Annotated in this window: 9 protein-coding genes; 5 read left to right on the top strand and 4 right to left on the bottom strand. The window is 66.3% G+C overall.

Annotated features, from left to right (window positions below; genetic code table 11):
* Window positions 1-37: 37 nt before the first annotated feature.
* Complete coding sequence (gene exaC / locus V6X73_RS04870; protein WP_367958721.1) at window positions 38-1,558, bottom strand: acetaldehyde dehydrogenase ExaC; 1,521 nt, start codon at window positions 1,556-1,558, stop codon at window positions 38-40.
* 204 nt (window positions 1,559-1,762) lie between these two features.
* Between exaC and V6X73_RS04875 the strand changes: the two genes are divergently transcribed.
* The 4 genes from V6X73_RS04875 to ligA all read left to right on the top strand — a co-directional run bounded on the left by V6X73_RS04875 (window position 1,763) and on the right by ligA (window position 10,217).
* On the top strand, window positions 1,763-3,625 hold the full coding sequence (locus V6X73_RS04875; RefSeq protein ID WP_367958720.1) for a sigma-54-dependent Fis family transcriptional regulator: 1,863 nt from the start codon (window positions 1,763-1,765) through the stop codon (window positions 3,623-3,625).
* 86 nt (window positions 3,626-3,711) lie between these two features.
* A complete protein-coding gene (gene smc / locus V6X73_RS04880) occupies window positions 3,712-7,230 on the top strand; it encodes a chromosome segregation protein SMC (protein WP_367958719.1) in 3,519 nt (1,172 codons plus the stop codon).
* Between the two features lie 53 nt (window positions 7,231-7,283).
* Window positions 7,284-8,189 carry a cell division protein ZipA gene (zipA, locus tag V6X73_RS04885; protein WP_367958718.1) on the top strand — a complete coding sequence of 302 codons (906 nt, stop codon included), beginning with the start codon at window positions 7,284-7,286 and terminating at the stop codon, window positions 8,187-8,189.
* Between the two features lie 3 nt (window positions 8,190-8,192).
* Window positions 8,193-10,217 carry an NAD-dependent DNA ligase LigA gene (ligA, locus tag V6X73_RS04890; protein ID WP_367958717.1) on the top strand — a complete coding sequence of 675 codons (2,025 nt, stop codon included), beginning with the start codon at window positions 8,193-8,195 and terminating at the stop codon, window positions 10,215-10,217.
* A gap of 30 nt (window positions 10,218-10,247) precedes the next feature.
* On the opposite strand, the gene V6X73_RS04895 is transcribed toward ligA, so the two are convergent.
* Genes V6X73_RS04895 through V6X73_RS04905 form a run of 3 tightly spaced genes read right to left on the bottom strand, consistent with a single transcriptional unit; the run spans window position 10,248 to window position 11,687 of the window.
* Window positions 10,248-11,072, bottom strand: a complete 825-nt coding sequence (locus tag V6X73_RS04895) for a peptidylprolyl isomerase (protein WP_367958716.1) — start codon at window positions 11,070-11,072, stop codon at window positions 10,248-10,250.
* Window positions 11,073-11,085: 13 nt separating this feature from the next.
* The gene (locus tag V6X73_RS04900; RefSeq protein WP_367958715.1) at window positions 11,086-11,391 is read right to left on the bottom strand and encodes a BolA family protein; all 306 of its coding nucleotides are present in this window, start codon (window positions 11,389-11,391) and stop codon (window positions 11,086-11,088) included.
* Window positions 11,388-11,687, bottom strand: coding sequence for a YciI family protein (locus tag V6X73_RS04905; RefSeq protein WP_367958714.1), 300 nt, complete (start codon window positions 11,685-11,687; stop codon window positions 11,388-11,390). Before V6X73_RS04905 ends, V6X73_RS04900 begins: the two co-directional genes overlap by 4 nt.
* Window positions 11,688-11,754: 67 nt before the next feature.
* Between V6X73_RS04905 and V6X73_RS04910 the strand changes: the two genes are divergently transcribed.
* Window positions 11,755-12,378: an L-threonylcarbamoyladenylate synthase gene (locus V6X73_RS04910; RefSeq protein WP_367958712.1), complete on the top strand. Its 624-nt coding sequence runs from the start codon at window positions 11,755-11,757 to the stop codon at window positions 12,376-12,378.
* Window positions 12,379-12,419: the final 41 nt, after the last annotated feature.

A 12,419-nucleotide genomic window follows, 5' to 3' on the forward strand; every position in this document is an offset into this window, starting at 1 on the left:
TGCCCGAGTCGGGCACCGGCCGTTGATGATGGGTGGCCTAGAACAGCCCCATCGGTGCCTGACTGTAGCTCACCAGCAGGTTCTTGGTCTGCTGATAGTGGGCCAGCATCATCAGGTGGTTCTCGCGGCCGATCCCCGAGTGCTTGTAGCCACCAAAGGCGGCGTGGGCCGGGTAGAGGTGATAGCAGTTGGTCCACACTCGACCGGCCTGGATGCCCCGGCCCATTCGATACATGGTGTGGGCGCTGCGGGACCAGACACCGGCCCCCAGGCCGTAGAGCGTGTCGTTGGAGATCGAAAGGGCATCATCCATGTCGCTGAAGTCGGTGACCGAGACCACCGGCCCGAAGATCTCTTCCTGGAATACGCGCATGCGGTTCTGGCCTTCGAAGACCGTCGGCTGCACGTAGTAGCCCCCGGCCAGGTCCCCTTCGGGTTTGAGCTGCTCGCCACCGGCCAGCACCTTGGCGCCTTCTTTTTTGCCGATATCCATGTAAGCAAGGATCTTCTCGAGCTGATCCTGCGAGGCCTGTGCGCCGACCATGGTGTCGGTATCCAGCGGGTTGCCGGTCTTGATGCGACCGACCCGGTCCAGGGCGGCATCCATGAAATCGGCGTAGAACGATTTCTGAACCAGGGCTCGGGACGGGCAGGTGCAGACCTCGCCCTGGTTGAGGGCAAACATTGCAAAGCCCTCGAGGCATTTCTCGCGGAAACCATCATCGGCGGCAAAGCAGTCATCAAAAAAGACATTGGGGGATTTGCCGCCCAGCTCGAGGGTGACCGGGATGAGATTCTCCGAGGCGTACTGCATGATCAGTCGCCCGGTGGTGGTCTCGCCAGTAAACGCCACCTTGGCGATGCGCGGGTTCGAGGCCAGGGCCTTGCCGGCCTCGGCGCCAAAGCCGTTGACGATATTGACCACGCCGGCCGGGAGCAGATCGGCAATCATCTCCATGAGCACAAGGATGCTGGCCGGCGTCTGCTCGGCGGGCTTGAGGACCACGCAGTTGCCGGCGGCGAGCGCCGGAGCCAGCTTCCAGGTCGCCATCAGGATGGGGAAGTTCCAGGGGATGATCTGCCCGACCACGCCCAGTGGTTCGTGGAAGTGGTAAGCCACGGTGTCGTCGTCGAGCTCGCCGACCGTCCCTTCCTGGGCGCGGATGACGCCGGCGAAGTAGCGGAAGTGGTCCACCGCCAAAGGCAGGTCGGCGGCCAGCGTTTCGCGGACCGGTTTGCCGTTTTCCCAGGCCTCGGCCACCGCCAGCTTTTCGAGATTCTCCTCGATGCGATCGGCAATGCGGTTGAGCACCACCGCCCGCTCAGCGACCGGGGTCTTGCCCCAGCTCGCTTTGGCCGCGTGGGCGGCGTCTAGGGCCATTTCGATGTCCGCGGCCTTCGACCGGGGAATGCTGCAGAAAGTCTGCCCGGTGACGGGCGTGGGGTTTTCGAAGTACTCGCCGTCGGCCGGGGCTTTCCAGTCCCCGCCGATGTAGTTCTCGTAGCGGGACTTAAAGCTGATGATGGCATCACTGCTGCCAGGTGCTGCGTAAATCATGGTTCTCCTCCATTGGGTTGTTATCGCGCCGGTGGCGCTCGCTTAGTAACAGCAAAATCCGTTCCAGGTTCGACGGATGGCTCGCAAACCCTTGCGTTACCGGGTTTTTCCGGGGATGCTCTGGGCAAAAGGTGGCCACAGAGCCGACCACGAACTGTCCCGATATCGGACAGGACTGTTGCGATATGCGACAGAGGAGGAGCCATGGATTCAACGCCGTTCATCGACCGGCGGGATCTCGTCGCCGTGCGCAACCGCTTGCTCGCCGGCGAGCAGCCCACGGGCGCCGCCGACGGGGTGGCCGGTTCGTGGCAGCGCTCGCGGCAGTTCGGACTGGCCGTCGACCGGACCGTCAGCGACGCGGTGATCGAGTCCGGCCCGCTCAATGCCCTGCGACAGCAAAACGAACGGCTGATCAGTTTTGCCCTGCCCGAGCTCGAAAACCTCTACCAGCAGATCGCCGGCACCGGTAGCGCCGTGTTACTGACCGATGTCAACGGCGTGATCCTCGAGCGCCAGGGCGATGCCGGTTTTCATCAGCGCAGTCAGCGGGTCGCGCTGTCACCTGGGGCCTGCTGGGGCGAGCAGGCCCGGGGGACCAATGCCATTGGCCTGGCCGTCGCCGAGGCGCGATGTGCCTCGGTCCACGGCCCCGAGCATTATCTCGAGTGCAATGCCTTTCTGACCTGCGCGGCTTCGCCCATCCACGCCCCGACCGGCGAGGTGCTGGGCGTTCTCGATGTCTCGGGCGATCAGCCGGCACGACAGCTGCACTCGCTGGGTTTGGTCCGCATGGGCGCTCGCATGATCGAAAACCGCATGCTCGAGGCGCACTTCGGCGAGGCGCTTTATGTCCACTTCCACGCGCGGCCGGAACTGCTCGGGACCCTGGGCGAGGGGATCGTGGTCTTCGACGATCACGGCCGGCTATGTGCCTTGAACGCCGTCGCCAGGGACTACTTTGCCGATGTGCCACACGGTGCGACCGTCGAGGCGCTTTTCCAGTGCACGCTCGACCATCTTTGTGCCCATCGCAGCGAGCCGTCCATGCTGCGCACCCGGGCGGGCATTACCGTGTGCGTGAAAACCGCTATGGCGCAGCCATCCCGTCGGGTGATGTCGTCATCGCCTCCGGCGGTTGATCAACACAGCGCCGGGCAACTGCACGCCGGCGATCCGAGCATTGAAAAACTGGCCGACCGGGCCCGGCGGGTGTTCCACCGCGGGATTCCGGTGTTGATCGAAGGCGAGACGGGCACCGGCAAAGAGCTCATGGCGCGCTTTCTCCACGACAACGGCCCGCGCTCCGACGGGCCGCTGGTCACGGTCAACTGCGCGGCGATCCCCGAGACCCTCGCCGAGTCCGAGCTCTTCGGGCATGTCCCCGGCGCCTTTACCGGTGCGAACCCCAAGGGCGCTACCGGCCGGGTGCGCGACGCCCACGGCGGGACGCTGTTTCTTGACGAGATCGGCGATATGCCTTTGGCCCTGCAGACCCGTTTGCTGCGGGTGTTGCAGGAGAAAACGGTATTGCCGGTGGGCGGGCAGCAGCCCGTGGCCGTGGACTTTGCGGTGATCAGCGCCACCAATCAGGATCTGAGCCAACGGGTCGAGGCCGGAGAATTCCGGGCCGATCTCTACTACCGTCTGTGCGGGTTGCGGATCGGGTTGCCGCGCCTTGCCCAGCGCAGCGATCGGGAGGGGTTGATCACGCGGTCGCTGGAGCGATGCGACCCGAGCGCGAGCATTGCCCCCGCGGCCTGGGAGCGGCTGCTGGCCTATCACTGGCCGGGCAACTTGCGTGAGATGGAAAACGTCATCTCCACCGCCGTGGCCCTGCGTGAGCCCGGACACCCCATCGCGCTCGAGGACCTGCCGTCGGCCATTGCCAAGGGGACCGGCCCGGCCGGACCGTTGGCGGCGGGCGAGGGGCAGTCACTGAAGGCCGCCGAGGCGCAGCACATGCAGTCGGTGCTCGAAAGCCACCGTGGCAACATCAGCGCCGCGGCTCGGGCACTGGGCGTCAGTCGCAGCACGCTCTACCGCCGACTGGGCTCGAGGGGCTAGACGCGCGGGCCATCGGTGAGCCGTTCCAAGTTGGCGTTAAACCCGGTATTTTTGCGGTTCTACCGATGCCGTGAAATGCAGCGCCAATGCGTCTTAGCAAAATCCGTCTGACCGGGTTCAAGTCGTTTGTTGATGCGACGCCGGTGCCGTTTCCCGGCGGGATCACCGTCATCGTCGGGCCCAATGGTTGCGGCAAATCCAACATTATCGATGCCGTGCGCTGGGTGATGGGCGAGAGCTCGGCCAAACACCTGCGTGGTGGCTCGATGGCCGATGTGATCTTCAGCGGCTCGGGCAACCGCAAACCGGTGGGTCAGGCGAGCATCGAGCTTTTCTTTGACAACAGCGATGGCAGCCTGGGCGGGCAGTATGCCGGTTTTGCCGAAATCTCGGTGCGTCGTCAGGTCAATCGCGATGGCCAATCCGCCTACTACCTAAACGGCACACGTTGCCGGCGGCGGGATATTACCGATGTGTTTCTGGGCACCGGGCTGGGGCCGCGCAGTTACTCGATTATCGAGCAGGGCACCATCTCACGGCTGATTGAGGCCAAACCCGAGGAGCTGCGCGCCTATCTGGAAGAGGCCGCCGGGATCAGCCTGTACAAAGAGCGCCGTCGCGAGACCGAACGACGCATGCGGGATACCCACGAAAACCTCGAGCGCCTCGAGGATGTGCGCGACGAGGTGGGCCGACAGCTCGAGAAGCTGGCCAAACAGGCGGAGACCGCCGAGCAGTATCGGGATCTCAAAAAGCAAGAGCGTCAGCGACGGGCCGAGCTTTTGCTGCTCAAGATCAATGCCATGCAGGCCGAGCGGCAGTCGCTGCAGCAGACACTGGCCGAGCGCGAAACCGCGCTCGAGGCCCGGGTGGCCGAACAGCGGGGCTGCGAGCGCGAAATGGAGGCGCTGCGCGCCCGACACGCCGAGGAGAGTGATCAGCTCAACGAAATCCAGGGCCGCTACTACCAGCTCGGCTCGGATATCGCTCGCATCGAGCAGCGCATCAGCCATCGCGATGAGCTGCGCGAGAGCAGCCAACGCGAGCTCGAAGGCAATCGCGAGGCCCTCGCCGAAGCCCAACAGGCGCTGACCGCCGACCGCGAAAAAGAGCAACTTCTGCGCAGTCGTCTGACCACCCTCAACCCCGAGCTCGAGGCCATCGATCAGCGCCTGGCCGAGGCGGAGGCAGGCGTTGAAACCGCCCAGGCCCGGGTCGACGAGGCCCGCGAGGCGCTGGATGCGCACACCGAAGCCCGCAATCAGGCCGAGGGCAATGCCGAGATCGAACGGGCCCGCATTGAACAGCTCGAAGAGCGGCAGTTCGACCAGCACCGCCGCCGTCAGCGCATCGATGAAGCACTTGACGGGTTGGTGGATGAGGCCGGAGACGACGAGACCATGACCCGCGATTTGACGGCCTTGCGTGAGCAACACCAGGCCGTGGGATCGCGGCTCGAGACCACCGAGTCAGCGCTCGCGGAGCAGCGCGAGGCCCGCGACGAGGCGCAGCGCCGGCTGACGGCGACGCGCAACCGGCTATCCGAGGAAAAGGCCCGGCAGACCTCGCTGCAGACGTTGCAGGACGCGGCGCTGGGTGCGGATGAGGCCCTCGAGCGCTGGCTCGACGCCGCGGGCGTGGATGCCCAAAAGCGGCTTGCCGAGCAGTTGCGTGTCGAGCCGGGATGGGAGCCGGCCGTCGAAGCGGTCCTGGGCGACGCCTTGCAGGCGGTTGCCGCCGGCGACCCGCTGGCCCTCGCCAACCAGACCGAAGCCCCCGAACAGGGGCGGGTGATGCTCTACCGCGGTGACGACGAGCCCGCAGCCCGGCAGCCGGCAAGCGACACCGCCGGGCAGCCGCTGCAGAATCTACTTCAGGGTCCGGCCGCGCTGTGCGATCTGCTTGCCCACGTGCACGCCGCCCCCGATGTGGCCGCCGCCCGCGAGATGCTCGCCGGGTTGCCGGCGGGTGAGTCGGTGGTCACCCCCGACGGCCGCTGGCTGGGTCACCAATGGCTGCGCATGCTGGCGGTCGAGGACAACGCCGAGGCCGGGGTCATTGCCCGGGCGGGCGCACTTGAGGCGAGCGCCGAGCGGATCCGCGAACTCGAATCGGAGGTAGCCACCGCCGAAGCCGACTGTGCGCAGGCCGAACAACGCCTCGCCGAGCTTGACGAAAGCCGCGAGTCACAGATGGCCGAGCGCAGCGATCTTGAGCGTCGAATCGCGGCGATCGAGGCACGCATCGAGTCTGCCCAGGCTCAGCAAAAAGCCCGTGCCAAGCGCCGCGATGACCTGCAGGCCGAACGCGACGACCTCATCGAGACCATGGAAACCGGTGCCACCTCGATTCGCGAGGCCCGCGAGCGGCTGCAGACCGCACTTGACGAGGTCGAGGCGGCGGATGCGCAGCGCGAGCCGCTCGAAAAGCGACTGCATGCCGCTCGCGAGGCGCTGCAGGCCGCGCGGGAGCAGAGCGTCGAGACGCGCCATTCGCGCCAGGATCTGGCGCTTCGGATCGAGAGCGCCCAGACCGCGTTGCAGTCGGTCGAAGAGGCCATTAGCCGTTCGCAGCGCCAGACCGAGCGGCTCGAGGCCCGTAATCGCACACTCGAGCAGTCGCTCGCGGAGATCGCCGACCCGGATGACAGCCTCGAGCACGAGCGGCAGTCGCTGCTCGAGCGGCGCGTGGCCGTCGAAGACGAGCTGACCGCCGCCCGGCAGAAGCTCCAGGCCATGGATGCGGAGCTGCGCGAGCTGGATCAAAAGCGTGTCGCCGCCGAATCCGCGGTGACCGAGCTCAGAGAGCAGGCCGAGTCGGCGCGTTACCAGGACCACGAGATCGAGGTGCGAATCCGCACGCAGCAAGAGCAACTCGATGGCATGGAGGTCGACCCGGCAGAACTGGCCGCGGCCCTGCCGGCGGATGCCAGCGAGGCGGACTGGGAGAAAGCCATCACCCGCCTGGATGAGCGCATCCGCCGCCTCGGGCCCATCAACCTGGCGGCCATCGACGAGCACCAGACCCTGTCCGAGCGCAAAAGCTACCTCGACCGCCAGCACGCCGATCTCAGCGAAGCCCTCGAGACACTCCAGGACGCCATACAGCGGATCGACCGTGAGACCCGGGCTCGCTTCAAGGCGACCTTCGATAAGGTCAATGCCGGGCTCCAGCGGTTGTTCCCGCGGCTTTTCGGCGGCGGTCAGGCGTATCTGGAGATGACCGACGATGACCTGCTCGAGACCGGGGTGACGATCATGGCCCGTCCGCCGGGGAAACGCATCAGCAACATCCATCTGCTCTCCGGCGGCGAGAAGGCCCTGGCGGCAGTATCGCTGGTGTTTGCCATTTTCGAACTCAACCCGGCGCCGTTCTGCATGCTCGACGAGGTCGATGCCCCGCTCGACGAGGCCAATGTGGGGCGCTTCTGCGATCTGCTCAAGGAGATGTCCGAGCGCGTGCAGTTCATTGTCATTACGCACAACAAAGCGACCATGGAGGCGGCCAGTCATTTGGCGGGTGTCACCATGGCCGAGCCGGGGGTGTCGCGGCTGGTGGCCGTGGATGTGGCATCGGCCGTGGAACTGGCCGAGGCGGATGCTTGAGTTCGCCTGGGTCGCCATGCAATCTGGATGCACACGGGAGGCGGTAATCAGGCATGGATGAACTTCGCTGGATATTGCTGGTTCTGGGGGCGGTGATCGTCATCGGTGTCTACGGCTACACCCGCTTTCAGCGCTGGCGGCGCGAGGGGCCGCCCTGGCGCTCGAGCCGTCGCCAGGCACCCCGTGAGCCTTTTGCCGGCGATAGCGACCCGCTCATGGAGGATCCGCTGGATGGCGCGGTGCTGGGGCCGGCACGCGTGGTCAATCCGGGTGTTGACGAGGCACCTGCCCCGGAGCCGGCGGCGTCACCCGGAGCGCTGACCCCCGAACCGGCGCCGGAGGAGGCGCCGAGCGCCGAACCCGCCCCCGAGCCGATTACCGATGAAGGGCCAGACCCCGCGCCGGCCGCCGGACAAACGCCGGCGCCCACCCACGAGCCAACGGTCGAAGAGCCCGAGCTGCCACTCGGCGAGCCACTGGAGGATGGGGATGAGCCACCGCCGGTCGAGCGCGACGGCGAGGAGAAGATCGTCGCGCTCACCGTCATGGCCCATCGCGATACGCCGTTCCAACAGGCCGATCTGGTGGCGAGTCTGCAAAAGCGCGGGCTGCATGCCTCGCCGCAGGGCGTTTTCCAGCGGGGGCTCGACACCGGTCAGGGCCGGGCACCGCTTTTTACTGTCGCCAACGTCGTCGAGCCGGGGACCTTTGATCTTGATGCGCCCGAGTCGGCGACCACGCCGGGCGCGGTCTTTATCATGCAGCTGCCCGGGCCGTTTGACGGCCTGTCGGCCTTCGAACAGATGCTCGAACTCGCCCGGGGGGTCAGCACCGATCTGGGCGGGCAGCTGCTGGATGGACGGCGCTGCGATCTGACGCGACAGGCCATCGAACACATCCGCGAAGAACTGCGCGAATACCGGCGGCGGGCGCATCTTGCCCGGCGGCGACTGGGTTGAACCATGGCCGATGAAAAGCCAACGCCCGCCGAGCGGGCGGCGTCCCTGCGTCGGCAGATCGAGTATCACAACCACCGCTATTACGTGCTCGATGACCCGCAGATCTCCGATCGCGAATACGATCAGCTGCTGAAAGTGCTCGAATCCCTGGAGGCCGAGCACCCCGAGCTGGTGACCGCTTACTCGCCGACTCAGCGGGTGGGGGCTCAGCCGCAGTCGGCATTCGAGAGCGCCCGCCACGGACAACCCATGCTGTCGCTGGCCAACGCCTTCGAAGCCGACGACGTCGAGGAATTCGACCGTCGGTTGCGCGAGGCCCTGGGGACGAGCGCGCCACCCGGGTATGTGGCCGAGCCTAAGCTCGACGGCGTCTCTATCAACCTGACCTATGAAAACGGCCACCTGGTCCGCGCCGCCACTCGGGGGGACGGGCAGGTGGGCGAGGACATCACCGCTAATGCCCGGACCATTCGCAGTATCCCCCTGACGCTACTGAGCGATGAGCCACCCCCGCGGGTCGAGATCCGCGGCGAGGTGGTCATTCGCCGGCGCGATTTCGACAAGCTCAACAACCAGCGCATGGCCGAGGATGAGCGGCCATTCGCCAACCCCCGGAACGCCGCTGCCGGCAGCCTGCGACAGCTCGATGCCCGGGTCACGGCGCGGCGGCCGCTGACGTTGTTCGCCTTCGGGATTGGCGAGGGGGGGGAGCAACTGCCGCGGTATCACTTCGACTGCCTCGATGTCCTGCGTCGGTGGGGGTTCCGGGTCAATGAACGCATCGAACGGGTCACCGGCGCCGCGGGCTGTCTGGACTATCACCAGCGGTTGATCGATGACCGGGATGGTCTCGACTACGAGGTCGACGGCGCGGTCTACAAGCTCGACGACCGGGCAGCCTGGCAGCAGCTGGGTGCAACGGCACGGGCCCCGCGGTGGGCGCTGGCGCACAAGCTGCCGGCCCGTGAGGCCACCACCACCGTCGAGCGGATCAGCCCCTCGGTGGGGCGTACCGGCGTGATCACGCCGGTCGCCGAGCTCAGCCCTGTCGAGGTCGGTGGTGTGGTGGTCAGTCGGGCGACGCTCCACAACCTCGACGAGGTCCACCGCAAGGATGTCCGCGCGGGGGATACCGTGATGGTGCGCCGGGCCGGGGATGTGATCCCCGAGGTCACCAGCGTGGTCACCGACCAACGGCCCGCGGATGCTCGGCCATGGCAGATGCCCGAGCGCTGTCCCGTCTGCGACTCGGATGTCGTGCGTATCGATGACGAGGCCGCCCATCGCTGCATGGGTGGGCTTTATTGCCCGGCCCAGCGCATGGGAGCGCTGATGCACTTTGTCTCGCGTCGGGCCATGGATATCGACGGCCTGGGCGAGAAGCTCATCGAGCAGTTGGTGGCCACCGAGCGTGTCCACACCGTGGTCGATCTATACCACCTTCGACAGGCCGACCTGCGTGGGCTCGAGCGTATGGGCGAGAAATCCTCACACAACCTCATCGAGGCCATCGACCAGTCAAGGGCAACCACCCTGGGACGGTTTCTCTACGCCCTGGGCATCAGTCAGGTGGGCGAGGTGACCGCCGAGGGCCTGGCGCGACACTTCGGTGATCTGGACGCGTTGATGGCCGCCGATCAACCAACGCTGGAGCTGGTGCCGGATGTGGGGCCGGTGGTGGCCGAGTCGATCCGACGATTTTTCGAGCAGCCCCATAACCAGGCGGTGATCGAGGGGCTTCGTGATGCCGGCGTCCACTGGCCCTCGCCGGCGGCCTCGTCCGGCGGCGAGGCCGATCAGCCGCTTGCCGGGCAGACTTTTGTGCTCACCGGCAGTCTCTCGGGGCTGACCCGCGACGAGGCCAGATCAGCCATCGAGGCGCGCGGCGGCAAGGTCACCGGCAGTGTGTCGGGCAACACCGACTACGTGGTCGTCGGCGAGGACCCCGGGTCCAAGCGCGACAAAGCCGAATCGCTCGGCGTGACGCTGCTGGATGAGGCCGGCTTGCGCGAACTGCTCGAGCGCTAGGCCGCCCACCGCGGGGCGGCCCGGCATCATTTACTCCGCCCACTCGGCCCGGTAGTCGATGTCTGCATCGCCGCGCAGACTGTCCAGCTGTGACTGGATGCGCTCGTTGATCACATTCATGCGCAACTGCCCGGCCACGTCTTCAAAGCCCGGGACCTCGGCTGCCCGGGTGTCATCAAGACGGATGACATGAAAGCCAAAGCGGGTCTCCACCGGGGTGGCGCTGACCTCACCGGGCGCCATCCCGGCAACGGCATCCGCGAAGGGCTCGACCATGTCCGAGCCGGCAAACCATCCAAGATCGCCGCCATTCTGGGCGCTGCCATCCTGGGAGTACTGCCGGGCAAGGTCCTCGAACGCTTCGCCGTCGTTGAGCTGCTCGATAATGCCGGCGGCCTGTTCGGCTTCACCCACCAGGATGTGCCGTGCGCGATATTCCTTCGGCGCCTCGCCGCCGTATTCGGCTTCATAGCGCTCGCGCAGGGTCGCTTCGGCCACCGGTTCACGGGTGGTCAGCTCGCGGACGAACGCCTGGGCCATGGCAGTGCGGCGGCTGTTGTTGAGCTGCGCGGTCAGATCCGGATCATCATCCAGGCCCTGTGCCTCGCCCGCCTGCGAGAGCAGCATGAGGTTGATGGCCTCCTCGAGGAACTGACGCCGTTGGGCCGGTGGCACATCGTCGCGCCCCTGGGTCTGCTGCGAGATCAGCAGATCCAGTTCACGCTCGGTCACCGGCTCGCCATTGACCTCGGCCAGTGTGTTGGTCTCGGGTTGGGCCATGGCGATGCCCGTGGCCGCGGTGGCGCTCAGTACCAGGCCGGCGGCCAGGGATTGGAAACGGGAAATGGCAGTCATTGGTTGGCTCGCTTTAACTTGTGGATGGTCCGCCGACCTCGTCGGGGGTCAGCGCTTCAATGCTCAAGGCATGGATGCAGTCATTGCGCATGGCATCACCCATGGCCTGATAGACCATACGATGCCGCGCAATACGCCCGAGATCACGAAATGCGGGGCTGACAACGCGCACACGATAGTGCCCGCCGCCTGCCTGCGCCCCGGCATGGCCGGCATGCAGATGACTGTCATCGATCACCTCCAGCGCCTGCACCTCCAATGCTGCCTGCAGGCGCTGCCGGATCATCGCCGGCCGGTCGGTGGCAGCGCGCTCGGTCACGGCAGCACCCGTTTGAATGGCTTGACCGTGACCCGGTCGTAGACGCCGGCTTCCACATAGGGATCGGCATCGGCCCAGGCCTGTGCTGCCTCGAGCGATTCGAATGCCGCCACGACCAAGCTGCCGGTAAAGCCGGCCGGGCCAGGGTCTTCGGCGTCGATGGCCGGATGCGGGCCGGCCAGTAGCAGCCGTCCTGCCTCGCGAAGCGCTTCGAGCCGGGCCAGATGCGCCGGCCGGGCGCTCTGACGGGCGGCGAGGCTATCGGCAACGTCTTCGCTGATAATCGCGTAGTACATGATGTTCGTCCTCCAGCGGCGCAAAACGCTACCATACTTCGTTGACTTGCCAACCCGCGGAGGCGCAATGAGCCAGTTCTTTGCCATCCACCCCGAGACACCGCAGCCACGGCTGGTCCGTCGGGCCGTGGAAATCCTGGGCCAGGGCGGGGTCATCGTCTATCCCACCGGCACCACCTATGCGCTGGCCTGCGGGTTGAACGAAAAGGCGGCGCTGGAGCGCATCCGACAGCTGCGCGGCCTTGAAGAGCCCCATCATTTTGCACTGGCCTGTCGGGATCTTTCCGATATCGGCAGCTACACGCGGCTCGACAACACGGCATTCCGGCTGCTCAAAGCCCATACGCCCGGGCCGTATACATTTATCCTCCGCGCCACCGCCGAGGTCCCCCGCCGGGTCCAGCATGCCAAGCGCCGGACCATCGGCATCCGCGTCCCGGACCATCCCGTGGCCCGGGCGCTGCTTGCGGAGATGGGCGAGCCATTGACCACCAGTACCCTGTTGCTGCCCGGCGAAACCCTGCCAATGACCGATCCGGTGGACATCCGCGAGGCCATTGGCAACCGGGTAGATGCCATTATCGATGCCGGCCCGGGCGGTCTTGAACCCAGCACTGTGGTGGACCTCAGCGGCGAGCGGCCATCGGTCATTCGCCGCGGTGCCGGCGAGGCGTCGGTCTTCGAGGGCTGATCAGCTATTATGGGCGCCGACTGAAAGGACCAGGCGGAGGT

The sequence above is a fragment of the Spiribacter pallidus genome (assembly GCF_040838495.1).
Classification (GTDB): domain Bacteria; phylum Pseudomonadota; class Gammaproteobacteria; order Nitrococcales; family Nitrococcaceae; genus Spiribacter; species Spiribacter pallidus.

Coding starts and splice junctions, on each gene's coding strand:
- exaC (WP_367958721.1), bottom strand. CDS start 1,558: ATGATTTACGCAGCACCTGGCAGCAGTGATGCCATCATCAGCTTTAAG.
- V6X73_RS04875 (WP_367958720.1), top strand. CDS start 1,763: ATGGATTCAACGCCGTTCATCGACCGGCGGGATCTCGTCGCCGTGCGC.
- smc (WP_367958719.1), top strand. CDS start 3,712: ATGCGTCTTAGCAAAATCCGTCTGACCGGGTTCAAGTCGTTTGTTGAT.
- zipA (WP_367958718.1), top strand. CDS start 7,284: ATGGATGAACTTCGCTGGATATTGCTGGTTCTGGGGGCGGTGATCGTC.
- ligA (WP_367958717.1), top strand. CDS start 8,193: ATGGCCGATGAAAAGCCAACGCCCGCCGAGCGGGCGGCGTCCCTGCGT.
- V6X73_RS04895 (WP_367958716.1), bottom strand. CDS start 11,072: ATGACTGCCATTTCCCGTTTCCAATCCCTGGCCGCCGGCCTGGTACTG.
- V6X73_RS04905 (WP_367958714.1), bottom strand. CDS start 11,687: ATGTACTACGCGATTATCAGCGAAGACGTTGCCGATAGCCTCGCCGCC.
- V6X73_RS04910 (WP_367958712.1), top strand. CDS start 11,755: ATGAGCCAGTTCTTTGCCATCCACCCCGAGACACCGCAGCCACGGCTG.